Source organism: Desulfallas sp. Bu1-1 (assembly GCF_015594625.1).
In the GTDB taxonomy this organism is placed as follows: Bacteria; Bacillota; Desulfotomaculia; order Desulfotomaculales; family Desulfallaceae; genus JADNRQ01.
Map to the genome: position 1 here is coordinate 1 of NZ_JADNRQ010000031.1, position 24257 is coordinate 24257.

Genomic DNA, 24257 nt, shown 5'->3' on the forward strand with positions numbered 1-24257 from the left:
ATATAAAGAGTTTAATCTCTTTGCTCGCTTTTGGAATTACTCTCGCTCTTTAAGCTCTTGGCTTTTGACGAGGTTTTTTTCCATCTCTCACACTGTTTAGTTTTCAAGGATCGTTTTACCCGGTCCGTTGACCGGAACTTTATTCTATCATTTTTTGTTGCTTTGTGTCAACCAGCAATTTCTGGTGCCCGGCTTTCTACTAACCACTAACCACTAACCACCAACCACCAACCACCATTATTGCCTTTTTTCGACGCCGCATCGCAGCGACGGTTATTAATATATCACTTTATTGATGCTCGTGCAACAAGTAATTTATTCCTTTTTTATTTTTTTACTAAAATAGAGTTAGTAGAGGAATTGATGTTGTTGCTCTTATGTTGTTAATGGTTAAACGCTTCAACAATCTATTAACTGGGACAGCTTTTGTCTATGAATAATTGCATGACAGCATGGTTTAGCTTATTATGGAATAAAAGGTGCTTCAATCCATACAAGATGTTCATACAGGAGGTTTTAAAAAATGCGGTTTTTCTCTTCGTGGGAGAATATGCGGGTAGGCGATACCGTTACTTTTTACCGTACCTTTACCGACGGAGATGTCACTAATTTTACCGGTATCACCGGGGACTTCAACCCCATCCACTTTGACCCTCGAACCGCCGCCCTTTGCGGTTTTAAAGGCCGGGTTGTGCCGGGATTGCTCACCGGCAGCATGATTACGCATGCGGGGGGAACTTTGCTGCCCGAGCCTTACCCGGCCACAAAAATGTCTTTCCGGTTTCTGGCACCCGTTTATATCGGAGACACCATTTGCGCTCGGGTCACAGTTAAAGAAAAAGATCCGCAAAAAAACAAACTCACCCTTCAAATGACCTGCGTCAATCAAAACAACGAAGTCGTTTTGGAAGGCGAGGTTTCAGGCAGGATAATGCCAGTTTCACATCGCAGGGAAGATTTATAACTTTTTGATCAGGGCAAATGAATAACTTTACCGGTAATGCCGTGGGTCGCTTCCATAATTATCCAGGCCATTTCCACCCCGATATAGCCCCCGCCTATAACAATCAATTTGTGTGGCATTTCGGGGCCAAAAGAAAAGGTTCTTAATTCCAATTGACACAGAATTGAAGATAAAATATAATTATATATGCTTTAAATAAATGCCGGAGTGGCGGAACTGGCAGACGCACGGGACTTAAAATCCCGGGTCCAGCAATGGACGTACCGGTTCGATTCCGGTCTCCGGCACCAGGAAAAAGGCTTACAGGCGATAGAAAAACTGTAAGCCTTTTTTCTTTACTTTTTATGGTCATCCAGCGTTTGCAAGAACATGCCTCATGCATGGCATGATGCAAACAGCAATTATTACTTTACCCTGAAGGAAAGTTATGGACCGGCACTAAATATATATAGTTGACAAGGAGGTGCCCCCATGCAAAAACTACTTGCCGTTATTACGGCCGTAATAACTATCATTACCGCGGTGCTCGGGCTTGCTGCATACGTAGGAGTGGTGAACGCGGAAAGATACCACCTGGCCTCGGGGATAATCGCACTGGTCATGGTTCTGTTGATAACTCACCAGGTGTACCACGGAACCCGGGGCAGATAAAAGAATTTGCATTATTTATTAATGTCCGTTTGATGCGCGCCAGGGAATATCTTTTGGGTGATTACGATAATACATTTGCATGTGCGGACTAACAGTGTTAATCTATATATGTTGCTAATCTTTCAACGATAAAACCCATGAATAGAGGTGAACGGCTCGTGCCCAACCCGAATCCCATCGGGATTTTTGATTCGGGTGTGGGGGGGATATCGGTAATGAGGGAGATTCGCCGCTTACTGCCGGCCGAGGATCTCCTTTATTTTGCCGATTCCGCCCATTGTCCTTATGGTATAAAGACACCGGAGGAAATTTGTAGTCGAATTTTTAAAATCGCGCAGTTTATGGTGAATCAAAATGCCAAATTAATTGTATCGGCATGCAACACCGCTTCCATCGCCGGGCTGGAATTACTGCGCCGGGCGTTCGAGCTACCCATTGTCGGCATGGAACCTGCGATCAAACCCGCAGCCGCGATCACCAGAAACGGCAAAGTGGGCGTCATGGCAACAGGCGTGACCATCTCCGGTCAAAAATTTCTGTCCTTGCTGAGCCGCTTTGCCAACGGTGTGGAAGTGATCAAGGTAGCCTGCCCGGGTCTTGTGGAGCAGGTGGAACAGGGGTTCCTGGACGACCCCGAAACGGAAGAATTGTTAAAAACGTATCTTGCCCCGCTAATCGCCGAAGGCGTTGACACTGTAGTACTGGGATGCACCCATTATCCTTTTTTGCGCCGGCAGGTGGAATCAATCATGGGCCCCTCGGTAAAAGTGATTGATACCGGGTACGCCGTTGCTAAAAGGGTGGCGCAGGTTTTGCGGGAAGAAGGATTACAAAACAGCTCCACAGGCGAGGGAAAAGTAATTTTCTTTACCAGCGGCAATCCCGGTAAGGTGAGTCAAGTGATAACGAAGCTATGGAATCAAACGCCGGTGGAAATAAATAATGTTAGCATTTAAGCCCGCAACCCGGGCTTGGTTCTTTTTTACAACCCCACCTTCAACTTTAATGGTACCTGCAGCCCATTTCCGCCATGAATTAACCCACCGCCGTCATATCCAGGCGGTACCCCCGATTAGCGTAACCACCGTGCCGATCACAGGCAGCGTAGCCGGTAGAGCTGCTAAAGCGCCGCTGGCGCTGCAATAACGGCTCTTGCTGGTGAATAAATTAAAAACCATTTAAATCACCGCGAAATTAATAAATGTTAAACTACAAATATTATAACTGATGTTTATCCTTTTGTTTTGGGGGAAATATTTATCCCAAAACATTTATTATAATAGCCAAAAAAGTTATTTTTTGGTATATTTAAATTGGACGCAACTTGGATTGGAGGAAGCCTGTTGCGGTTTAAGAAAATTGTCTTCCTGACCATTATAATCGCGCTTGTTCTGGGTTCAGGCCCGGGGCAAAGCGGGCCGTTCAAAAAGTATATCGATCCGCCGCCCGATTACAGTTCCCTGCAGGAACAAATCGCCCGGTACCTCGAAAGTCAGCCAGGTACCTACGGGTTATATTTTATTGATTTAAAATCCGGAACGGAATTTGGGTATAATTCCACGATGTCTTTCCATGCCGCCAGCACTTTCAAACTGCCGATGAATCTATATTTATATCTTATGGCATCCCGCGGCCGTTTAAGCCTTGACGAGCAATTGACTTATGAGGAAAGACACCTGGAAGGCGGCACGGGCAAACTAAAAAACGACCCGCCCGGAAGCGTCTATTCCGTGCAGCAACTAGCCCGGTATTCCATTGTCTACAGCGATAACGTTGCCACCAATATATTGCTGGAAAGACTGGGTAAAAAGAATGTTAAGGATTTTATGCGCTCCCTGGGGGGAAAAGTGGTGGACGATGAAAAAAACATAACTTGCCCTTACGACCTGGCTTTGTATATGCGTGAAACGCTGGAGTTCAGCCGTTCCGGTAAAGCTAACGCGGGTTTGCTGTTGAACGATCTGTTTAATGCCGAATATAAAGACCGGATTCCCGCCCCTCTGCCGGCGGGAATACCAACGGCCAACAAAATCGGAACCTGGCCCCCTACAAACACTTACAACGATGTGGCTTATGTAAAACACCCCCAGCGTCCATACATACTGGTTATGACAAGTAAAGAGACGCCGGGCTACGGTGAAACGCTGCCCGTCTTTCACCATATTTCAAAAATGGTATATGACTTTCAAACCAAGCCGCCGCCCAAGCAACAATAATTACCGTAAAAATAGTCTTGATCTCTAAACAACTTTATGCTATTATATGTTTTGTTCATTAAAACATTGTCGCATAACATGTGGGCGAGTAGCTCAGCGGGAGAGCACCGCGTTCGCAACGCGGGGGCCGGGGGTTCAAATCCCCTCTCGTCCACCAAAAGGTTTTACATTATTTGTAAGGCCTTTTACTTTTTTTTAAGACCCGGATATAAGCGAACCTGTGCTATGCTCAGGTTTTCAATAAAGCTGAATGTGCATGCACGCCCAGCACTCAGATCCTGAGTGCTGGGTGAAGTAGTAGATGCCTATGGACCGGGCCAGGGCTAACAGTCCTGTAACTCACGAGAGAGCGTAAGATTTTGCTTAGCAGAGCGGCTCTCGATAAAATGAGAAGCTTCCGGGCTCATCCCGGAGGAGGTTCACATCCAATGTCGGGGAAATTACCTGATTAATGTCTACCGGCCGACAGATAAAACATCCGGCTGGTATTATACTTTTTTATAAAGTAACCCCCAAAAATTTCTTATAATTAACCCCCAAAGTTTCAAATTGATACTCCTCTTCCAACGCCCTTTCCCGGGGGCGTTTATTTTTTACCGTTTTTTTTGCATTTTATTGCTATTTTAGATATACTTGTCTACAATAAGTTTAAAATGGCAGGAGGGGTAATTGTGTACTGGGATAAAAAAGGTCCGGATAACACGGATAACACCATAGAAGCGGCTTTAAAGAGGGCGGCCGAACTGAACATCCAGCATATCGTGGTCGCATCCAGCACCGGCTCCACCGCCCGAAAACTTGTCAACTGCGGACGGAATGTCGTCTGTGTGAGTTATCACGCCGGTTTTGACGGTCCCGGTATCAGGCGCATGAGTGATGAAACAATGAAGGAGTTAACCCAAAACGGCATCCAGGTCCTGGTAACAACGCACCTGTTGGCCGGAGTGGACAGAGCTATCCGTAACAAATTTGGCGGAGTTTATCCTTCGGAAATAATGGCCCAAACCCTGCGCATGCTCGGACAGGGGATCAAGGTTTGCGTGGAAATTTCCGGGATGGCCCTTGACGCCGGGCTGATTCCGTACGGGAAAGAAATTATCGCCATCGGAGGTTCGGGCAAGGGAGCTGACACCGCCGTGGTAATTTTGCCGGCTCATTCAAATCAATTCTTTGATACCAAGGTAAAAGAAATTATTTGCAAACCCAGGGAATTTTAAAATAAATTTGCTGCATATGCGGTTATAATCGTAATATTAATTATAGAAACATATTCAATAATTAGTTAATTGTGTAAAGGAGGATAACATGGGCAAGAAGATTACCGTAACCGTCATTAAAGCGGATATCGGCGGCTTTGTCGGCCACTCCAGCGTACACCCCGACTTAATTGAAAAAGCCCGGGGAATGCTGAACGGCAATCCAATACTTATTGATTCCCATGTTACACACGTGGGCGACGACCTCAACCTGATCATGACCCATGAGGGCGGGCGCAACAACGGCGAGGTGCACCAACTGGCCTGGAATATTTTCCAGTCCTGCACCGAGCTGGCCAAGAAAATGAAACTGTACGGAGCAGGCCAGGATTTACTGGCCGATGCGTTTTCAGGAAACATCAAGGGCCTGGGCCCCGGAGTGGCGGAAATGGAATTTGAGGAAAGGACCAGTGAGCCCATCGTCGTGTTTATGGCAGATAAAACCGAGCCCGGTGCCTGGAACCTGCCGCTTTATAAAATGTTCGCCGACCCGTTCAATACGGCTGGGCTGGTGATCGACCCCAAAATGCATAACGGTTTTGATTTTGAAGTGCGGGACCTGATTAAAAACCGCAAGGTAATTTTCTCCTGCCCGGAGGACCTGTATGATATGCTGGTATTCATCGGCGCACCCGGACGGTTCTGCATCAAGCGGGTATTCCACCGGGATTCCGGCGATATCTGCGCGTCCAGCAGCACCCAGCGGCTCAACCTGATGGCCGGAAGATACATCGGCAAGGACGACCCGGTTTTAATCGTACGCTGCCAAAGCGGATTCCCCGCCGTTGGCGAGGTATTGGAACCCTTTGCCCACCCGCATCTGGTTTCCGGCTGGATGCGCGGCTCCCACTCCGGCCCGCTGATGCCGGTGGGGCTGGCGCAATGCAACCCCACCCGCTTTGACGGGCCGCCCCGCGTCGTAGCACTGGGGTTCCAGCTGGCCGACGGTAAGCTGCACGGCCCGCAGGACTTTTTTGCCGACCCGTCTTACGACCGGGCCAGGGAAAAAGCCAACTTCATAGCGGAATACATGCGCAGCATGGGTCCGTTTGAACCGCACCGCCTGCACCTGGATGAAATGGAATACACCACAATGCCCGAAGTAACCAAGAAATTAAAAGAAAGGTTTATCGATTTAAGAAAATAGTAGATTGGTTTGTTAAAAGACCGCCGGGTATTTCGATCCCCGGCGGTTTCGCATATCTTTAATCGTTTTTCAACAATTTTTCCTCTTCCAGGTCCATTACACCGGCCTCCTGGAAGGTTACCATTTCATCCAGCACCCGGCAGGCCGCTTCCACGATATGCATGGCCAGGGCAGCCCCCGTGCCCTCACCCAGGCGCATGCCCATATAAAGCAGCGGTTCAAGATCGAGCAATTCCAGCATCAGCCTGTGCCCGGGCTCGCCCGAGAGATGGGATGCCAGCATAAACTGTTTAGCCCCGGGCGCAATGGCCGCGGCAATCAATGCAGCGGCGCCGGTAATGAAACCGTCCACCAGCACCGGAACGCGCCTTGATGCACAGGCCAGAACAACACCAGCCAAGCCGGCAATTTCCAATCCCCCTACTTTAGACAGTACGTCCAGCCCGTCGGCCGGGTCAGGCCTGTTCACCTCCAGCGCCCGGTCTACAGCCCGCCGCTTCCGCTCCAGCACCTCATCGTTGATCATGGTACCCCGGCCGGTCACCTCGGTTGCTGAATAACCGCCCAACGCCGCCAGGATCGCGCTGCTGGGTGTGGTATTGCCGATTCCCATATCGCCAAGAGCCAGCAAAGTAGCTCCCCGCTCAATTTCGGCCAGGGCAACATCAATCCCGGTTTCCAGCGCGGCCACAGCATCCTCCCTGGTCATGGCCGGCCCGTTGGCGATATTGCCGGTCCCTGACCTGACCCGTCGTTTTTGCACCCCGGGGATGTCAACGTCAGCCGCCACTCCAATGTCCACCACAGTTATGGAGGCGCCGGCATGCCGGGCCAGCACCCCGATGCCGGCCACCCCGTTGACAAAAGCGGGCAGCATTTGCCATGTAACATCTTGCGGCGCCGCGCTGACCCCTTCTTCTACAACGCCGTGATCACCGGCCATGACAATCACCGACCGCTTGCCGATCCGGGGCCGGGGGTTGCCGGTAATGCCCGCCAGCTTGACGGCAATCTGTTCAAGCTGCCCAAGGCTGCCGGGGGGCTTAATCAAGTTATCCATGCGCTCCCTGGCTTGGGCCATGGCATTCCGGTCAAGTTCACCAATACCATCCACCGTTTGTTTCAACAACATATTTCCTTCCCTCCTGGTTAAGTTAAATAAAAAAAGCCCACAGTCGTCAGACCGTGAACTTTACCATCATTCACTGGATTGCTCTCGCCGCGCGAAGCACGCCAAGCAACAGGCAGGTCTCCTGGCTTCCGGTCATCGCCCCGTCACCGCCTTCCCATCCGGTACCTTCATGGCTTAAATGTTAAACCAGGGTACCTGAACAGTGGCATCATGGCGCGGAACTACCGGTTACAGTGGCGGGACCGCCCGGGAATTGCACCCGGTTCCCTATTCTCCCCGCATACGGGGCACCTGTTGCAGTATTCAATTGTTTATTTAAATTAATATTATTCCTCGCCAAAGGGAATTTTCCTGCTGTTTTGGGAAAAAAATTAGCGCCGGGCGTAGACATCCACGTCAACTCCGCGCCGCTTCAGCCATTCCGCAGTAAAGCCGGTAACCACTAAAGGCTTGCGGGCTAGCGCGGCCAGGTCCCCGGCACCGGTGAGCATCATAACCTGCCGCAAGCCACTAATCAGGTCATTGATATAACAAACCAGACCATCCCAGCCCTTTTCCACCAACTCCTTTAAAAAAGGCCCGGCTATTGCGGTCAACGAAGCCCCGGCCGCCAGTGCCAAAGCCATATCGAGAGGCGTGCGCAAACCTCCCGAAGCGATTATCGTTACAGGTAAGCCTGTGCTCAAAGCTTCCAGCAGGCTTATCGCGGTGGGGATGCCCCATCGTTCCAAAAAAGCGCCGCCTTTGCCGCCCCGCTTGCCTTCAATAGCTGCAAAATTAGTGCCTCCCCACCCGCTAACATCCACATAGCGAACCCCGGCCTGGTAGAGAGCGACAACCACTTCCCTGGCCATACCGAAACCGACTTCTTTAACCACAACCGGCACCGGCAGACTCTTGACCAGGCGTTCAATGTTGTCCCGTACCCCGCGGAAATCCGTATCCCCTTCATGCATGGCCAGTTCCTGGTTAACGTTCAAGTGCAGTTGGATACCGTCGGCGCAGATCATTTCAACCGCCTGCAACGCCTCATCCACGGAACACTGCGCACTTAAATTGGCCAAAAGTAGCCCGTCCGGATTTTCCTCCCTGGCCACGGTAAATGTGTGCCGTACCAACGGGTCATCCAGGGCCGCCTGCTGGGAACCCACGGCCATGGCAATACCGGTGGCGGCAGCCGCCCGGGCCAACCCCTGGTTAATTTCCACCAGCCGGGTGTGTCCACCGGTTATGGCGTTAATCATCAGCGGCGCCCGCAGACGCTTGCCCATAAAAACACACGAGCAGTCAATGGCATCGTCATTTAATTCGGGCAGCGCGTTGTGCACCAGAAACAGATCCTCAAAACCGGATGTCGCCGCGTAGGTGTCCGCTAATTCCAGGGCATATCTGACATGATCAAGTTTTCGTGTTTTCCTGGAGATTATTAACGCCTCCCGTTAAAACTAGTTTTTCTCCGGCCTGTCAAAGTAAATGTTCTTGCTGGTCGCCGAAATTGGAATAGCACAAATAATGTCTCCCTTAACCAGACCGATTTTTCTGGCCACCACCGCGGGCCTGTACATCACCCGGCTATCGACGTTCAACAGGCCTGCCGTCTTAGCGGCCGATCCCAGCGCGATGCCCACGTCCAGCACCCGCCAGGCGCATAGCGGCCCCACAAATTCCGGCCCTTCACTGCTTTCAAGTCCGGCACACTTATCGTGCCCGCAGGCCCCGCAATTAAGGCCCAGCGGCTTGTTTTCCCGCAGCGCCACAAACACTACGGCATCGGAATTCCTTACACTGGCTGCATCACGGTCAAAATTGGTTTTGCCGCTTTCTTTTCCAAACTTCTCCATCTCATCCGCCAGCAATTGCAATTGCTCGCCGGAAACCACCTGAATATCCACAAAATCCTGGCCCAGGCACTTGGGCGCGGTTTTGGCGGCCACGGCCATCAACTCGGCCACCATCAGCACGGCGCTTGACAAATGGTACACCTCCCGACGTTTTCCATCATTTTCTTCACATATTACCACCATATTGTCCAACCAGTCAAATCATTCCACGATTAAGAAGCGCCAAATACAAGTACCGGGTAATATTCTTCAGGATAGACAATCACTAACGGCTTCCGGCCGGAAGGTGCATTAAAAATTACATCGCATCAAAAAATAAACCTGGGCCCCAAATAAAGAATTCCGGGGAGGGATAAAGTTGCATCCGGCCAGCCATATGGAAACCAGCACGGTCGAAAGTCCAAACGATCAGGAAGAAAAGGAAATAAAATTATGGATAAACAATCGCGAGGTAAGTGTACCCGGCGATACGCCCAACCTTCTTGAAGCGTCCCGCCTGGTTGGGATGGACATACCGAGCCTTTGTTATCTACAGGACATCAACGCCGCCGGTTCCTGCCGCATCTGCCTGGTGGAAGTGGAAAGCGGCGGGCGTAGAAACCTGCAGGCATCATGTGTTTACCCGGTGCAAGAAGGCCTCAGGGTATATACCAACACGCCCCGGGTGCGCAGGGCCAGAAAACGCATGTTGGAGTTGCTGCTTTCGGAACACGACCTGGATTGCATTAATTGTATCAAAAACCGCAACTGCGAGTTGCAAAAGCTCGCCGATGACCTCGGCGTGCGAAAAATCAGACTTACCGGCGAACGGCTCAACCTGCCGGTACAAAATAAGAACCCTTTTATTGTTCGCAACTACAATAAGTGTATTAAGTGCCGCCGCTGCGAAGCGGTTTGTAAAAAAATCCAGGGCGTCAACGTTTACTCGGCCCAAAAACGGGGCTTTAACACAGTGATCGCACCCGCTTTCATGCGGGACATGGCGGAATCCGACTGCATCGCCTGCGGCCAGTGCCTGCAAGTCTGCCCCACCGCCGCCCTGGCGGAAAGGGAATATATTCAGGAAGTGTGGGATGCCATTGAAGACCCCGAAAAGATTGTAGTTGTGCAAACCGCGCCCGCCGCCCAAGTTTCGCTGGGTGAAATGTTCGGAATGCCCGTGGGTACGGTGGTTACCGGCAAAATGGTTTCCGCTTTACGTAGCATCGGGTTTGATTATGTATTCTCCACCGCATTCGCAGCCGATTTGACCGTTGTGGAAGAAGCGCATGAATTGTTGGAACGATTGGAGGGTAAAGGTAAACTGCCGCTGATATCCTCGTGCAGTCCGGGTTGGGTTCGGTACTGTGAGCGGTTTTTCCCCGAGTTCGTGGAAAACTTGTCCACCTGCAAATCCCCCCAGGAAATGCTGGGCGCACTGGTCAAAACTTATTTTGCCGAAAAAAATCATTTCAACCCCGGCAATTTGGTGGTAGTGGCGGTTATGCCCTGCACCGCCAAAAAATACGAAGCCGCCCGGCCCGAAATGGTCACCCGGGGAACCAGGGACGTGGACTATGTGCTTACAGTGCGCGAATTGGGCCGCATGATCCGGGAGGCCGGCATTAATTTCACCGCACTTCCTGAAGATGATTTTGATCAACCACTGGGGATCGCCACCGGAGCCGGCGCCATTTTCGGCGCCACCGGGGGCGTTATGGAAGCGGCTATTCGTACGGCGTTCGCCCTTGTAGAGGACAAAGAAATGCAGGGCCGCATAGAATTTGAATCATTCAGGGGTCTAAAAGGAATAAAAGAGGCCACCGTGGTGCTGGGTGAAAGAAACATCCGGCTGGCGGTGGCCCATGGTACGCGCAACGCTCGCCGCCTCCTGGAAAGGGTAAAGGCCGGTGAAAAATTCGATTTTATCGAAATCATGGGTTGCCCCGGCGGGTGCGTAGGCGGGGGAGGTCAACCCATTTCCGTAGAACAAAGAAGCCGGAAAAAAATTGAGGAAGTAAGGCGCAAAAGGGCCCGCGCCCTGTATAGCATCGATCTGACCCAAAAAATCAGGCGAGCCCACGAAAACCCCGCCGTAAAAAAACTCTATGAAGAATTTTTGGGGGAACCCCTCAGCAAAAAAGCCAAAGACATTTTACACGTCAAATACGGACGCGTTCAGCGCCAGCCCCCTCAGCTCCTTCACTAAAAACACAACAAAACTTAACCACCACCTGCTAAAGCAGGTGGGTTTGTATCAACTGAAAGTCGACTTAAGCACGAGTGCCGCAAACCCCCGACTTCAGTCGGAGGTAGCTGAAAGCCGGAGGTTTTAGACCTGGCGGCTGGAAAATAAACTATAAAGTTGCTTGTCTTGCCCGCGCGGTGAAAGACAAGCAACTTCCCTCCCGCAAACTTTTTCATCAACCTCTTTTCATAATATAATCCCCTGATAATATAATCCTCCGGTTCCTGCCTATAATAGCGATTATTTTACCCCCGTCCCACCATGGGCCGGTTATTTTGTGCGAAAATATACAATCGGGTGTCTGATTTTAAACTGCTATTCCGCGGGCAGTTGGTACCTAACAGCGGCAGCACATTTTACCCCTTCCGTTATATCTGTTTGTTTTTAAACAGCGGTCGGCCGGCAACGGGCAATTGCCGCGGCCGCAGCACTGGCACATATTGTGCTATAGACGATGGATAAAAGAAAGTAACTTAAATCATGCTCTTCATCGCCATCGGTACGGTGGCGGGCATGTTCGGTCTGGGCGCGGGCTGGGCCAACGTGCCGGTGCTGAACCTGCTTATGGGCGCACCGCTCAAGATTGCGGTGGGATCCAGCAAATTCCTGCTGTCCATCACAGACACTTCGGCGGCATGGGTGGGCGCGCACTGATACCGTCGTGGCTATAAAAAAATACCCGGGATATGTACCCGGGAGTGAAAAATATATGGGCTGAAAGGGGTACCGGGTGGAATTATCCGGGCCCTTTTATTATGAAAAGAAATATGTTACAAGAACACACAAAGGGAGCAAGTTAAATAACATATTTCACAAACCAGCACGCACTAAAACTATTATGAATCATGGCCCACACGAATAAAACGCGTACGATTTTATCACTTACCAGGCTCGGGTGATCCGCCCGTGAAATCTCCACCCTGGCCAATTCCGCTTTTAAAAATGGGTTTTCCAGATAACGCTCCGCCCAGTTTTCCCTTTTTAAAACAGGCTTTCCCCGCCACCCTCCAATGTTTAACACCACAGCCAAATCCCGCACCCCCTCCCAAAAACTTTGTGCCCTTTTGAACATTATAATTTGAGGCCACAAAAAAATCAATTCATATTTGTGAAATATTTTATTTTTAAGCCTGTCTTTCATTGTTTTTGTGAATTATTTTCTAAGACACTTGTTATTGGAACGCCGATAACATATAGTTAAAAATAGAAATAAAAAAACGCCCGGCCCCGGGCAATTGAATCCTCTATTTGTTTGGATATAATTAACTGATAAAGGCGTTTTCCAGATGCTCCGCATCTGTCATTTGATCGTAAATTTGCTCAAATAACTCGTTAACCCTGATCATGCCGACAATACGATTGTTCTTTTTAACCGGTAATGTTCCCAGTTTGTGCTTGATCATGGCATGCGCCGCTTTAATCAAGGTATCATTTGCATCCAAAGTTATTACATTGATGGGGTGCATTATTTCCAACACGCTCTTTTTAGCTTCCGCCCGGCACCTTTCAGAAAACAGTCCCTCCCAGAATATGGGGACGGAAAGACGATTAGCTCTAGCGAAAAAAGGTTCCAGGGCCTGAAGGATGGAACGAAATGTAACCAAACCCACGGGATTACCGTAATCATCACATACAATCACCGACCTATGCCCCTGTCCGCCCTTGCCGCGTTTATAAAAGGAATGGTGTAAAACTTTAACCGCTTCTTCAATGGTACATTCTTGGGAAATAACCTTATAGTTACGCAAAGGAATCATAAGATCGCCAACTCTTTTTTCAGGCTGTTCGGACATTAATCCACCCCCCACAAGAAGAATCATTAAATTTCTTTATCAAAATTTTTAGCATATTTCATGCCAGTATTATTACCTTAATGTTTAAAGCTTTCGACCGAAATAACAGCGCGGTTACTGTATCATAATAAACACCTGCGCATCGTTTTTGAAGTCATTAGCTTTATAGCTCCGCCCGCTGTACGAAAACGCACAACACGTTGTTTGAAAACCGACATAGCCTTTATAATGTTAAACATAAACCCCAAAGGAGGCTTGAAGTAATGGCGACGCCGAAAATCCTGATTATCGACGATGAAAAGCACATGTGCTGGGCTTTGGAAAAAGCCATGCGCCAGGAAGGTTACATTGCAATATCGGCGTCAAACGGCATGGACGGCCTGAAAAAAATTAAAGATGAGATGCCCTCCCTCGTCATCCTGGATCTAAAGATGCCCGGCATGGATGGAATGCAGGTGCTGAAAAAAGCCAGGGAAATAAATCCCAGGCTGCCCGTTATCATTTTAACCGCCCACGGCACCATTGATACCGCTATTGAGGCGATGAAAATGGGCGCGGTGGATTACGTCACCAAGCCCTTTGATCTTGTGGAACTGAACATTATGATCAAGCAGCACCTTGCGGTCACACAGTTGCAAACAGAGGTTAATTTTCTCCGTTCCGAACTGGCTAAAAAATACGGCAACATCATCGGGCAAAGCACCGCCATCCGTGAAGTTATTCAAATAATTGAACAGGTCGCCAAAACTAGCGCCACGGTCTTAATCACCGGGGAAAGCGGGACGGGCAAAGAAGTGGCGGCCCTGTCCATTCACCACAACAGCCCGCGCTGCGAGGCACCTTTTGTGCCGGTAAACTGTGCCGCGCTGCCGGAGCAACTCCTGGAAAGCGAACTTTTCGGTCATGAAAAGGGCGCGTTTACCGGCGCGTCTTCCCGCAAGCCTGGACGTTTTGAACTGGCTAACGGTGGTACGATTTTCCTTGACGAAATCGCCGAAATGCCGCCAAACATGCAGGCCAAGCTGCTTCGCATTCTGCAGGAAAAAACATTTGAGCGGGTGGGCGGCACCGAAACCCTGCGGGTAGACGTGCGGGTTATTGCCGCCACCAACCGCGATTTAAGACAGCTTATCCGGGAGGGCCTGTTCCGGGAAGACCTGTTTTACCGCCTGAACGTGGTTCAAATCCACCTGCCTCCGTTAAGGGAAAGGCGTGAAGACATCCCTTTACTGGTGGAACACTTTATTCAAAAATTCGGCACCGCTTACAAGGTTAACAGCATCTCCCCGGAAGCCATGTCCCTTTTGGAACAATATGATTGGCCGGGCAATGTCCGGGAACTGCAGAACATAGTTGAAAGAGCGTCGATAATTTGCCGGGGGCATGAAATACAACCGGAACACCTTCCCTCGGAAATTCAACGCATTCACACGCAAAAAAGGGGAATCATCATCCGATTCCCCGATCAGGGTTTATCAATGGAACAATTGGAAAAGGAGCTTATTGTGAAGGCCCTGGAAAAAAGCGGCGGCAACCAGACCAAGGCGGCCAAATTGCTTGGAATCAGCAGGTCCGCGTTTCTCTACCGCTCCCAAAAACACGGCATTTTTTAAACCACACCCAATTCCGTTAGCAAAGGCTTGGTTGCCCCCACGAAATCCGCCAGTTTCTTGGCTGCCAGGCGAATATTTCTTTCTCTGACCACATCATAGGGTAATAACAGCTTCAAACGATATTTACCCGTAGCTTCCACCTTGGGCAATTCCCTTTCCAGGGGAACGCCCAGTTGATTTTCTATGGTATCTTTCTTTTTAAGCAACGGAATAAATACCTGCTTCTTATTACCGTCCATCACCAGGTCCATGACCAGGTATTCCCTGCCCTTGTTCGGACCTTTGCGGGGCCTGGTTTTGCCGATGCGGTAATAAATATTGCTCCGTCCAAACACCCTGATGCACTTCCATGATTCGGTAATGCCCATTTTTTGACTGAGCGATGTATATGCAATGTGAATGCCCCGTTCTTTTAAAATCTTTTTGGCCCTGGCCAAAACCTCATCCAAAAATTCATCGAAATTTTGATTGTCGTCCTGGACCTGTTGAGAAGCTTGCTCCCCGGTCGATTTTTCAATCAACCATTTTTCAAAGAGTTCCAGAACCATTTTTTTGCTGTCTGCATTGCCGTCCACCTTAAAATTAACCTTAATATTGCCGCTCTTTAATTCATCAAGAAAAGCCTGTTTATGTTTGGAAAATTGATCTACAAAATCACCATTCATATTAAGCCCCTCCACCATTTTGCCCATTTTGTTCAGTTCCATGATTTATCTTTTCAGCCCATATATTTTTCACTCCCGGGTACATATCCCGGGTATTTTTTTATAGCCACGACGGTATCAGTGCGCGCCCACCTTCAGAATACCCGAGGCGGCCAGTGTAAGCACCAGTATCTCCACGGTGACGATGGCGGCGTAAGACAGATCTTTCTTGCGGATATAAGCCGGCAGCAGCAGCACCAGGTAACCCACTATCGTCAGCAGGGCCAGAAAGGCAATGCCGACCAGGTTTAAAAAGTCACCGTACTTGAGCATGCCCAGCCAACCCCAACCCGACGGTGCACCCGTCTCAACTAAAAATTCGTGCGCGCTTAAACCCCAGTACTGGGCAACTTGCGCGGGCGGGATATACGAACCCACCAGGCCGGTAACGTAAAGGATAAACGTCAGGACCAGAATCCCTATCCCCGCCCAGGAGCAGTATAACAACAGGTTGGCGTATTTGATCTGCTCCGGCGGCACATCCACCTTGACCGCCGTTTTCTTCTGCTTGGCCGGTACGGTTTGTTGCATCGCATTATGTTGCGTGGAATGTTTTTCCGCTCTTGCCTGAGTACTCATTTTCTCTACCCCCATCCCAGTCCCTTGAGCAGGGATCTAATTCCGGCAAACAACAACATCAGAATCACCATGTTTCGCACAACCTTGGGCTTAGCCCCGGCCAAAAGCCTTACGCCGACCAGCGAACCCAGCATGATCCCCAGCACAGACGGCACTGCGATGATGGGCAATACCGCGCCCTGGTTCAGATAAACCCATGCAGCCGAAGTGTCTGTGATGGATAACAGGAATTTGCTGGATCCCACCGCAATCTTAAGCGGTGCGCCCATAAGCAGGTTCAGCACCGGTACGTTGGCCCAGCCTGCGCCCAGACCGAACATGCCCGCCACCGTACCGATGGCGATGAAGAGCAGAAACCCCTGCGGCGTGCGCCAGACCGTCCAATCCACCGGGCGCCCTGCGGACGGCTCGTAGTAGGAACCGCTGATGTTTAATGCCCGGCTGACGCCGTCCGGTTTACCCACCTTGGGAAATTCGCTGTTCTTGGAGAAGATGAATAATACCGCTATAAACGTAATGGTCAGGCCAAGGCATATCTGTAGTATATTGGAAGGAAGTGCCAGCCCGATAAACGCACCCACAATACTGAACGTCGAGGCGATCAGCGCCACCGGCAGCGCCAGGCGCAAGTTGGCCAGGTTCGCCTTGAGCAGGCCCGGCCCGGCTGCCAGCGCGCCTGCCAGCGCCACAATGAGTCCCGCACCCCGGACAAAGTCCAGGTGGAACGGGAAGAAGCTACCCACGATGGGCACAAATAACACGCCGCCGCCCACCCCGGCCATTACGGCTACAATCCCCATCACAAAGGTGGTGACGAACAACAGAAGGGGCCACACCCACCAGGGCGTACCCGGCGCTCCCGAGGCCTGCGTCACCGCCTGAGCCACCTGGGAGTTGTTGGCCAGTTCCAGTAGCATGCTTGCCTTGGCTATAATTTCTTCCAGCATTTTCTTTCCCCCGTTTATCAAGTCTAATCTTTCCGGAACCTTATTTTCTCCTCACCCTGTTAATCAGTTCTCCCCCAAATTTGGTCATGTTTCCCGAAGCCATTTATAGTTTTTACCCCGCTAAAATTACCAGTGTGTTATTTCGTGCACATCCCCCCTTCATTTTCTTTTTCGCCATAGAAGAATGTGATATAATGAATTTGTGTTCAAACAGCATTGCTTTTCCAAATGTGAAAAAAATCATATTCACTCAACTTAAAATGCATATCCCATGCCAGCGATTAAACTTGCAGAAATAGCAAGTTTTCAGGGTGACAGCAAACGGCCACGGAAAAAGATTGTTCATTATCAAACAATCTTTTTAACCAAAACACAGCAAAGATAACTTGTGAACCGTAATACAAAGCCCGATGAAATTGTTCAAAAATAGACAGCACATTGTTTGTTTTTAAACAGTTAGTGATATACTTAGTTTAAAAAGGTGAAACCATGGATAAAAAAAAGTCAAAAATATCACGTTTTACCGGCCATAGTTTACGCACTCAATTTTTATTTGTCATCGCAACCCTGCTGGTAATCCCCATTCTGGTCATGATGTACGACATTTTTTTTGCCAGCCGCAGCGATGAAGCGTTGCTAAAGGAACGGGAAGAAAAACTCAGTTCCGTTGTCGAAACCGTGTTAATTCCGGACATTAAAAAGAACCTCAACTCTTACTTGGTTGACGTCCAGATAGAAAACCTGGATGTTGAGGACCGTGCCTCATATCTGAAAAAAGCATTCGACCAGGCGACAAAAGGGCTTGTGCCAAGCAACCCGGGCGTGCGTTTCGGGCTTTATATACCGGAATCCGGCCAAATTTTTGTTCAGGGCTTTTTACACCAGTACAGGGAATTAAGCCCGGCCGAACAACAAGAGCGAGAGAGAAGGGTTTTAAAGGAAGCCAATAGCGGCCTGATCGCCGTTGCCGCCAGCGGCCGCCCGCTGGCGCGCCTCACCAGCAGCTTAAATGATGAAACTTTTGAATACCTGTCGCCTGTGTATATAAACGGCAAGCTAATTGCCGTGGTTTGGGCCGATCAGAGAACCCACCCCATTTTCGCCCAAAGCCGGTTCTTTCTCACGCTAACCCGCTATTTCACACTTTTTGCCTTATTCGTCGGAGGTCTTGGCGCGCTGTTGATTATCCATAACCTGGCCAGCGGGGTGAGCATGATCAAGGAAGGTCTTAGGGCCATGGAAAAGGACATTCACCAGCCCATACCGGTCCTGCCGGGAGAGGTCGGCCAAATAGCCCAGGCCATCAATAAAATGGCCAAATCGCTGGCCGAAAAGGAAAAACTGGAGGACGAACTACGCCGCTCGGAACGTTTGGCCGCGCTGGGTCGCCTGGTGACCGGGGTGGCGCACGAACTGCGCAATCCCATTGGCGTGATTAAAACCACTGTGCAGCTAATGGAAAATGATATGAAAAACCTGGTATTACCGGGCAAAAATATTGTGGAAGAATATTTAAAAATTATTTACGAACAAATCAACCGGCAAAACAGGGTCATCCAGGAACTGCTGGATTTCGGCCGCCCCAGCAAACATGTGGTACAAAGCGCTTCCGTAAATTCGTTGCTGGAAAAAGTTCTTACCTTTACCGAACCCATGCTCAGGCAGCACAGCATCAACCTGATCAAAAACCTGGACAGGGACCTTCCCGAAGTGATAGTTGACGGCGAAAGAATCAAGCAAGTTTTTGTAAACCTGATTTTAAACGGCATCCAGGCCATGCCCGAAGGCGGTACGCTGACCATTAGAACTTATCGCGTTGATGACTGGGTTTATATTGAATTTGCGGATACGGGCAGTGGTATATCACCTTCTGAAATCGGCAGCATTTTCGACCCTTTTTACACCACCAAGGAACACGGCACCGGTCTGGGACTTTCCATCAGCCACCAGATCATCAAAATGCACGGCGGGCATATCACCGTTGACAGTACGGTAGGCATCGGCACTATCTTTACCGTTAAGCTGCAACTTCATAGTAAGATGGGAGGGGAAGCAGATGATACCCAAAATACTGATTATTGATGATGAAGAACACATGTGCTGGGCGCTCGACCGGGCCATGCGCCAAGAGGGGTACCAGGCACTGGTAGCTTATCGCGGCAAACAAGGCCTGGAATTAATCAAAGAAGAAGCACCGTCCCTGGTTATCCTGGACCTGCGCATGCCCGACATGGACGGCCTGGAGGTTTTAAAAGAAGCTAAAGCGATCCACCCCAAGCTGCCGGTGATCATGCTCACGGCCCACGGCACCATAGAAACGGCCATTGAGGCCATGAAAATAGGAGCCGCTGATTATATAACCAAACCCTTCGACTTGGATGAATTAAAGCTGGTCATCAAGCAAAATTTACTGGTGTCCCAGTTGGAAACAGAGGTCACTTTCCTGCGTTCCGAACTTACAAGCAAATACGGCAACATGATCGGACAAAGTAAAATCATGCAAGATATTATCGCCCTGATCGAACGGGTGGCCAACAGTAACGCCAGTGTGTTAATTACCGGCGAAAGCGGCACGGGGAAAGAGGTTGCCGCGGTCGCCATCCACCAGAACAGCCCCCGTCGCAATGAACCATTCATCCCCGTCAACTGCGCGGCGTTGCCGGAACATCTGCTGGAAAGCGAGCTGTTCGGCCACGAGCGGGGTGCGTTCACCGGGGCTACGGCCCGAAAACTGGGTCGTTTTGAACTTGCCGACAAGGGAACGATTTTTCTTGATGAGATAGCGGAAATGTCCCTTAACATGCAGGCAAAACTGCTCCGGGTATTACAGGAAAAGTCCTTTGAACGGGTGGGAGGAACGGAGACACTGTCGGTGGACGTAAGGGTCATTGCGGCCACCAACCGTCAATTGGACGAGGCGATTAGAAAAGGCCAATTCAGGGAGGACCTTTTTTACAGGCTAAATGTAATCCACATTCACCTGCCCCCACTTAGGGAACGCAAAGAGGATATACCCTTGCTGGCCAAACACTTTTTGAATAAATTCGGCCATACCTACCAGGTGGAAAAAATATCTCCCGAGGCCATGGAACTATTGTGCAATTACCACTGGCCTGGTAATATCAGGGAACTGCAAAACGTGATCGAGCGGTCGGCAATTATCTGCCGTAACAAAATTATTTATCCCGAGCACTTACCCCGGGAACTCTACGCGCCGTCTAAATCCACCACCGATTTGGTGATTGAATTCCCGGATCAGGGAATTTTACTGGAAGAACTGGAAAAAGAATTGATCTTAAAGGCGCTGGAAAAAAGCGGGGGTAATCAAACCAAAGCCGCCCAGTTGTTGGGAATAACCCGCTCGGCATTATTATACCGCTCACAAAAATACGGCATTAACATTTAAAAAATAATATAATATAATAACTAAACTAACCTATTTTAAAAAATAAAAATTTTTTTACCAGGCAGGATTTAATTATTTTAATTCAGAATATTTTTTATTAACCGTTCTTTGATGTTATTAATTTTGTTTAAAAAATAGACTGAAAATGGTGGTGGCTATGACTAAGCAATTGGAAACGAATAAGGGACTGGTAATTATTGAAGGACCAGTTACCAGGGACTACATTGATTCATTGCAAATAAATAAGGCACTGAATAATTTCAGAAACGCCAAAAGGCAAAAAGAAGCCCTGGGCCATATTGCCGGGTTACCCGAGGGCATGGTTTATATTGCCCGTCACGAAAACGAGATTATCGGCTACGTGCTGTTCCATTACCCCAACCAGTACAGCCGCTGGGTCAGGCACCCGCGGATACTTGAGCTGGGCGCCATTGAAGTCAGCAGGGAGTGGCAGAGAAGAGGTTTGGCCAAGGCGCTCCTGGCGGAAGCCTTTAAAAACCCCGCAATGGAAGATTACATCATTATTACCACCGAATTTTACTGGCACTGGGATTTGAAGAACAGCGGCATGGACGTTTGGGGATACCAGCGCATGCTTAAACACGTTTTCGGGTCGGTGGGTTTCAAGCGGCGGCGCACCGACGACCCTGAAATCCTTGAACACCAGGCCAATATGCTGATGGTTCGCATCGGCAATAACGTAAGTCAAAACCATATTAATATGTTTGAGGAACTCACCTACCAGCAATCCATCATTATGTAGAAACCCCGGAGGACTTCTCCTCCGGGATTTTTTATTAAGGAAGCCGGTATGCGCTCAGCGGTGCCTAAAGCACCGTACCGGCCAGGAAGCCCTGGTAAATGGCGTCCAGTGCCTTGCGCGGCGCAACAGCGTCACCCACCATGTACACCTCGGGCAGCTCTTCCTTTACCCTTTCGCAGATTTCACTTAAAGAACGGGACCCTGCCGCCAGCACCACGGTATCAGCCTCCAGCAGTTCCTCCTGGTCGCCTGTATCCAGCACCACGCCGCATTCGGTGATTTTTTTGGCCGTGGCCCTGGTCAGCACTTTCACGCCGTACCGCTGCAATTCCTGCAAAATTACCCAGCGGGTGGAAACGCCGATATCGGCCCCGGCCGCTTTCTGCATCTCCACCACGGTCACCTCCTTCACACCCCGTGTGGCCAACCGTTTTAATGTTTCCCAGTCTTCTGCGTCGTTTAAGGCCAGGAAATGCAGGGTTCGGGCGTCAATTGTCCCCTTGCGCGCCAGCAGCAGCGCCGTTTCGCAGCCCACCGCCCCGCCGCCGATAATAACCACCCGCCTGCCCGTAGTTACGGCACCGGAGAGAACATCCCAGGCCTGCACTACTTCAGGCCTTTCCACCCCCTCGATAGGCGGAGTTACAGGAGCGGCGCCGGTCGCCATGACCACCGCGTCCGCGCCGAACGACCTGATACTATCCTCGTCGGCCTCTTTGCCCAGTTCAACTTTAACACCCAATCGGTTTAATTCATAGTTATAATAATTAACCACGGCGGCAAACTCTTCGCGTCCCGGGGGTGCCGCAGCGAGATTAAGCTGGCCGCCCAACCGGTCACTTTTTTCCCACAGGGTCACCCGGTGCCCGCGCTCCGCAGCCACCCGGGCAGCTTCCATGCCGGCGGGGCCGCCGCCCACCACCAGCACATGCTTGACCTGTTCCGCCGGGCGCAGATCGTGCTCCAGCTCGCGGCCGGCCCGGGCGTTGACCAGGCAGCCCACCGGCTTCATGGTAAACACGGCATCCAGGCAACCCTGGTTGCAGCCAATGCACTTTCTAATTTCCCCAAACCGGCCTGCGGCCGTCTTAACCACCAGCTCGGGGTCGGCGATCATGGCCCGGGCCATGCCAACCAGATCGGCGATATCATTGACCAGGATTTCCTCGGCCAGCAGTGGATCGTTGATCCGGTTGCAGGCAATCACAGGCACGCTGACCGCTTCGCGAATTCCCCGCGCCAGGTAGGTAAAAGCCCCCCGCGGCGCGGCCATGGTAATTTGTGGTACAGTTGTCTCATGCCAGCCGCCGGTCACGTTGAACGCGTCAACCCCGGCTTCCTCCAGGCGACGGCAGAAAATGGCGATCTCCCGGTTGGTATTGCCTCCGGGCATGAAGTCGTTGCCACCCACCCGGAATATTACCGGGTAATCAGGCCCCACGGCCTCCCTGATCCTTTTGGCCACTTCCAGTCCAAACCGCATTCTGCGCTCAAAATCCCCGCCGTACTCGTCTTCCCGCTTATTGGTAACCGGCGAGAGAAACTGCGAAACCAGGTAACCGGCGCTGGCGATCACTTCCACGGCGTCAAACCCGGCCTTTTGGGCCCGCGCGGCGGCTCGCCCGAAGGAGTCAATTATGGCCTTGATTTCCTCCACGGACAGTTCCCTGGGCACCTGCCTGGTTAACTTGGAAGGAACCGGCGAGGGCGCCACCGGCTGAATACCCATCAGGAAAGAATAGGAGTACCGGCCAGGTTGGAACAGCTGGGCGGCAATTTTCCCGCCTTCACCGTGAACAGCCCGTACCAGGTCGGATAGACCGGGTATGTATTTATCATCGTCAATTTTGATCATATTACCATAGCCATGTTCATCGATAGCACAACCGCCCACAATGATCAATCCCACCCCGCCCCTGGCCCGGGTACGGTAAAATTCCACCAATTTTTCAGTAACGAAACCGTCCCTGCAATAGCCAAGGTGCATGGCCGGCATAACAACGCGGTTTTTTAATACCATTTGCCCTATTTTAACCGGTGACAGCAGCTTCATTTGAAAAACAACCTCCTTAAGGCATAATCATATTAATCTGATAACCAACTTTTCGGTATTACCAGGTAATTATTGACTAACATTCTTGCTAGTAAACGCTTTTTCCTGCAAAAAAAATAACCGGAGCATCCCCGGTTATAAAAACATATCAGTTTCCGGTCTATTGATTTTTCGATTCAGCAATATCCGAAACTTCTTTCGATAATTTCAGTGCATCATCTTCCTTTCTGACGCTGCACAGTACCCTTCCTTTTTTAGGCTCAAAGCCAACAATTTGTTTAACCTTTTCCACCCTGGTGCACACATCGCCGGTCACGACCTTGTAGGGCACATTCATAATGTCCAGGAAATTCTTGATTTTTTGATCCACAACCACGGCAAAATCATCGTCCTGGTAGCGAATGCCGTCCTTTTCCACGGCAAATTCCCGCGGAATGTAGAACACCTCGTAATCAGGCAGATCCTTCATAGCCCACTCAAAAAGTTTCATTAGAGCATAAAACTCCTTGGGATTCTTGAAGTCGCAGCTCAGCAAGCCATAAACGTAATTCAAAATTGTCGCGTTATCACAAAAAATAATATCACAGTGCCTCAGGTCGTTTTCCCGGCGCTTCTGCCCCTCATACAGCAGGAATTGCTCAAATATGCTCGTAGGTACACCGTAACGGGCGATGTAGGCGCGCGCAAATTCAAGGCAAACGTCACTGATATAGCCGGCCAGGCTGTATTCAACGTCCAGCTGCTTGCACAAAGTGGTTTTACCGGTGCCCGGCCCCCCGAGGATGGCCACTTTTTTGGGTTTTTTACTGGGCATATCATCACCTCGATATATTAGTTTCTAGTACATTCGAAAAATCTTAAAGCCTTGTAAATACAGGCTTTATTTTTTTGCATTTTTTTAGCTTCACCTCAAAAACCCCCCTTGATTTTATATCATGGCCAAAATACTTGATTTAGATATTATT

General features: G+C 50.1%; 23 protein-coding genes, 2 tRNA genes and 1 riboswitch. Of the genes, 14 read left to right on the forward strand and 11 right to left on the reverse strand.

The features are described 5' to 3' along the window. Nucleotides 1-523 precede the first annotated feature (523 nt). The 4 genes from IT084_RS16560 to murI all read left to right on the forward strand — a co-directional run bounded on the left by IT084_RS16560 (nt 524) and on the right by murI (nt 2571). On the forward strand, nt 524-964 hold the full coding sequence (locus IT084_RS16560; protein ID WP_195713993.1) for a MaoC family dehydratase: 441 nt from the start codon (nt 524-526) through the stop codon (nt 962-964). 201 nt (nt 965-1165) lie between these two features. Beyond that, nucleotides 1166-1254 (forward strand) — tRNA-Leu (locus tag IT084_RS16565). Between the two features lie 181 nt (nt 1255-1435). Continuing rightward, entirely contained in the window at nt 1436-1615 is a 180-nt protein-coding gene (locus IT084_RS16570; RefSeq protein WP_195713994.1) for a hypothetical protein, read from the forward strand. Nucleotides 1616-1773: 158 nt separating this feature from the next. Then, nucleotides 1774-2571 carry a glutamate racemase gene (gene murI / locus IT084_RS16575; RefSeq protein ID WP_313885511.1) on the forward strand — a complete coding sequence of 266 codons (798 nt, stop codon included), beginning with the start codon at nt 1774-1776 and terminating at the stop codon, nt 2569-2571. A 93-nt stretch (nt 2572-2664) separates the two neighbouring features. Here the strand turns inward: murI and IT084_RS18715 are convergent, their stop codons facing one another. After that, nucleotides 2665-2793 (reverse strand): hypothetical protein, encoded by a 129-nt coding sequence (locus tag IT084_RS18715; protein WP_279327898.1) that lies wholly within the window; start codon nt 2791-2793, stop codon nt 2665-2667. Between the two features lie 165 nt (nt 2794-2958). Here IT084_RS18715 and IT084_RS16580 point away from each other — a divergent pair, with 165 nt between their 5' ends. From IT084_RS16580 to fbp, 4 genes are all read left to right on the forward strand, one after another. After that, the gene (locus IT084_RS16580; RefSeq protein ID WP_195713996.1) at nt 2959-3831 is read left to right on the forward strand and encodes a serine hydrolase; all 873 of its coding nucleotides are present in this window, start codon (nt 2959-2961) and stop codon (nt 3829-3831) included. Nucleotides 3832-3913: 82 nt separating this feature from the next. Then, nucleotides 3914-3988, forward strand: a tRNA-Ala gene (locus IT084_RS16585). Between the two features lie 514 nt (nt 3989-4502). Next, the gene (locus IT084_RS16590) at nt 4503-5048 is read left to right on the forward strand and encodes a pyruvate kinase alpha/beta domain-containing protein (protein WP_195713997.1); all 546 of its coding nucleotides are present in this window, start codon (nt 4503-4505) and stop codon (nt 5046-5048) included. Nucleotides 5049-5136: 88 nt separating this feature from the next. Beyond that, nucleotides 5137-6234 (forward strand): fructose-1,6-bisphosphate aldolase/phosphatase, encoded by a 1098-nt coding sequence (gene fbp / locus IT084_RS16595; protein ID WP_195713998.1) that lies wholly within the window; start codon nt 5137-5139, stop codon nt 6232-6234. A gap of 58 nt (nt 6235-6292) precedes the next feature. On the opposite strand, the gene cobT is transcribed toward fbp, so the two are convergent. The 3 genes from cobT to IT084_RS16610 form a co-directional block, all read right to left on the reverse strand. Continuing rightward, entirely contained in the window at nt 6293-7366 is a 1074-nt protein-coding gene (cobT, locus tag IT084_RS16600; protein WP_195713999.1) for a nicotinate-nucleotide--dimethylbenzimidazole phosphoribosyltransferase, read from the reverse strand. Between the two features lie 93 nt (nt 7367-7459). Beyond that, nucleotides 7460-7676: riboswitch (cobalamin riboswitch) on the reverse strand. Between the two features lie 61 nt (nt 7677-7737). Beyond that, a complete protein-coding gene (fni, locus tag IT084_RS16605; protein ID WP_313885513.1) occupies nt 7738-8793 on the reverse strand; it encodes a type 2 isopentenyl-diphosphate Delta-isomerase in 1056 nt (351 codons plus the stop codon). A gap of 18 nt (nt 8794-8811) precedes the next feature. Further along, a complete protein-coding gene (locus IT084_RS16610) occupies nt 8812-9348 on the reverse strand; it encodes a ferredoxin domain-containing protein (RefSeq protein WP_395880036.1) in 537 nt (178 codons plus the stop codon). A 235-nt stretch (nt 9349-9583) separates the two neighbouring features. On the opposite strand from IT084_RS16610, the gene IT084_RS16615 reads away from it, so the two are divergent. Next, complete coding sequence (locus IT084_RS16615) at nt 9584-11395, forward strand: NADH-dependent [FeFe] hydrogenase, group A6 (protein WP_195714013.1); 1812 nt, start codon at nt 9584-9586, stop codon at nt 11393-11395. A gap of 519 nt (nt 11396-11914) precedes the next feature. Next, nucleotides 11915-12088, forward strand: coding sequence for a TSUP family transporter (locus IT084_RS16620; RefSeq protein WP_243277041.1), 174 nt, complete (start codon nt 11915-11917; stop codon nt 12086-12088). A 142-nt stretch (nt 12089-12230) separates the two neighbouring features. Here IT084_RS16620 and IT084_RS16625 read toward each other — a convergent pair whose 3' ends face one another. Together IT084_RS16625 and IT084_RS16630 are read right to left on the reverse strand one after the other, a co-directional pair. After that, a complete protein-coding gene (locus tag IT084_RS16625) occupies nt 12231-12464 on the reverse strand; it encodes a hypothetical protein (RefSeq protein ID WP_195714001.1) in 234 nt (77 codons plus the stop codon). Nucleotides 12465-12696: 232 nt separating this feature from the next. Continuing rightward, nucleotides 12697-13227: an HPP family protein gene (locus tag IT084_RS16630; RefSeq protein WP_195714002.1), complete on the reverse strand. Its 531-nt coding sequence runs from the start codon at nt 13225-13227 to the stop codon at nt 12697-12699. A 263-nt stretch (nt 13228-13490) separates the two neighbouring features. On the opposite strand from IT084_RS16630, the gene IT084_RS16635 reads away from it, so the two are divergent. Next, nucleotides 13491-14840 (forward strand): sigma-54 dependent transcriptional regulator, encoded by a 1350-nt coding sequence (locus tag IT084_RS16635; protein WP_195714003.1) that lies wholly within the window; start codon nt 13491-13493, stop codon nt 14838-14840. Here the strand turns inward: IT084_RS16635 and IT084_RS16640 are convergent. The 3 genes from IT084_RS16640 to IT084_RS16650 all read right to left on the reverse strand — a co-directional run bounded on the left by IT084_RS16640 (nt 14837) and on the right by IT084_RS16650 (nt 17070). After that, nucleotides 14837-15505: a hypothetical protein gene (locus IT084_RS16640; protein WP_195714004.1), complete on the reverse strand. Its 669-nt coding sequence runs from the start codon at nt 15503-15505 to the stop codon at nt 14837-14839. The two genes, IT084_RS16635 and IT084_RS16640, sit on opposite strands and share 4 nt — an antisense overlap. A gap of 117 nt (nt 15506-15622) precedes the next feature. Then, on the reverse strand, nt 15623-16123 hold the full coding sequence (locus tag IT084_RS16645) for a DUF1634 domain-containing protein (protein WP_195714005.1): 501 nt from the start codon (nt 16121-16123) through the stop codon (nt 15623-15625). Between the two features lie 5 nt (nt 16124-16128). Beyond that, nucleotides 16129-17070, reverse strand: coding sequence for a sulfite exporter TauE/SafE family protein (locus IT084_RS16650; RefSeq protein WP_195714006.1), 942 nt, complete (start codon nt 17068-17070; stop codon nt 16129-16131). 489 nt (nt 17071-17559) lie between these two features. Here IT084_RS16650 and IT084_RS16655 point away from each other — a divergent pair, with 489 nt between their 5' ends. The 3 genes from IT084_RS16655 (at nt 17560) to IT084_RS16665 (ending at nt 21239) form a co-directional block, all read left to right on the forward strand. After that, nucleotides 17560-19152 (forward strand): ATP-binding protein, encoded by a 1593-nt coding sequence (locus IT084_RS16655; protein WP_195714007.1) that lies wholly within the window; start codon nt 17560-17562, stop codon nt 19150-19152. Further along, nucleotides 19127-20476, forward strand: coding sequence for a sigma-54 dependent transcriptional regulator (locus tag IT084_RS16660; RefSeq protein ID WP_195714008.1), 1350 nt, complete (start codon nt 19127-19129; stop codon nt 20474-20476). Before IT084_RS16655 ends, IT084_RS16660 begins: the two co-directional genes overlap by 26 nt. Before the next feature lie 157 nt (nt 20477-20633). After that, nucleotides 20634-21239: a GNAT family N-acetyltransferase gene (locus IT084_RS16665; RefSeq protein ID WP_195714009.1), complete on the forward strand. Its 606-nt coding sequence runs from the start codon at nt 20634-20636 to the stop codon at nt 21237-21239. A 64-nt stretch (nt 21240-21303) separates the two neighbouring features. On the opposite strand, the gene IT084_RS16670 is transcribed toward IT084_RS16665, so the two are convergent. Continuing rightward, complete coding sequence (locus IT084_RS16670) at nt 21304-23292, reverse strand: FAD-dependent oxidoreductase (RefSeq protein ID WP_195714010.1); 1989 nt, start codon at nt 23290-23292, stop codon at nt 21304-21306. A 160-nt stretch (nt 23293-23452) separates the two neighbouring features. Beyond that, nucleotides 23453-24106 carry an AAA family ATPase gene (locus IT084_RS16675; RefSeq protein WP_195714011.1) on the reverse strand — a complete coding sequence of 218 codons (654 nt, stop codon included), beginning with the start codon at nt 24104-24106 and terminating at the stop codon, nt 23453-23455. Between the last annotated feature and the right edge of the window lie 151 nt (nt 24107-24257).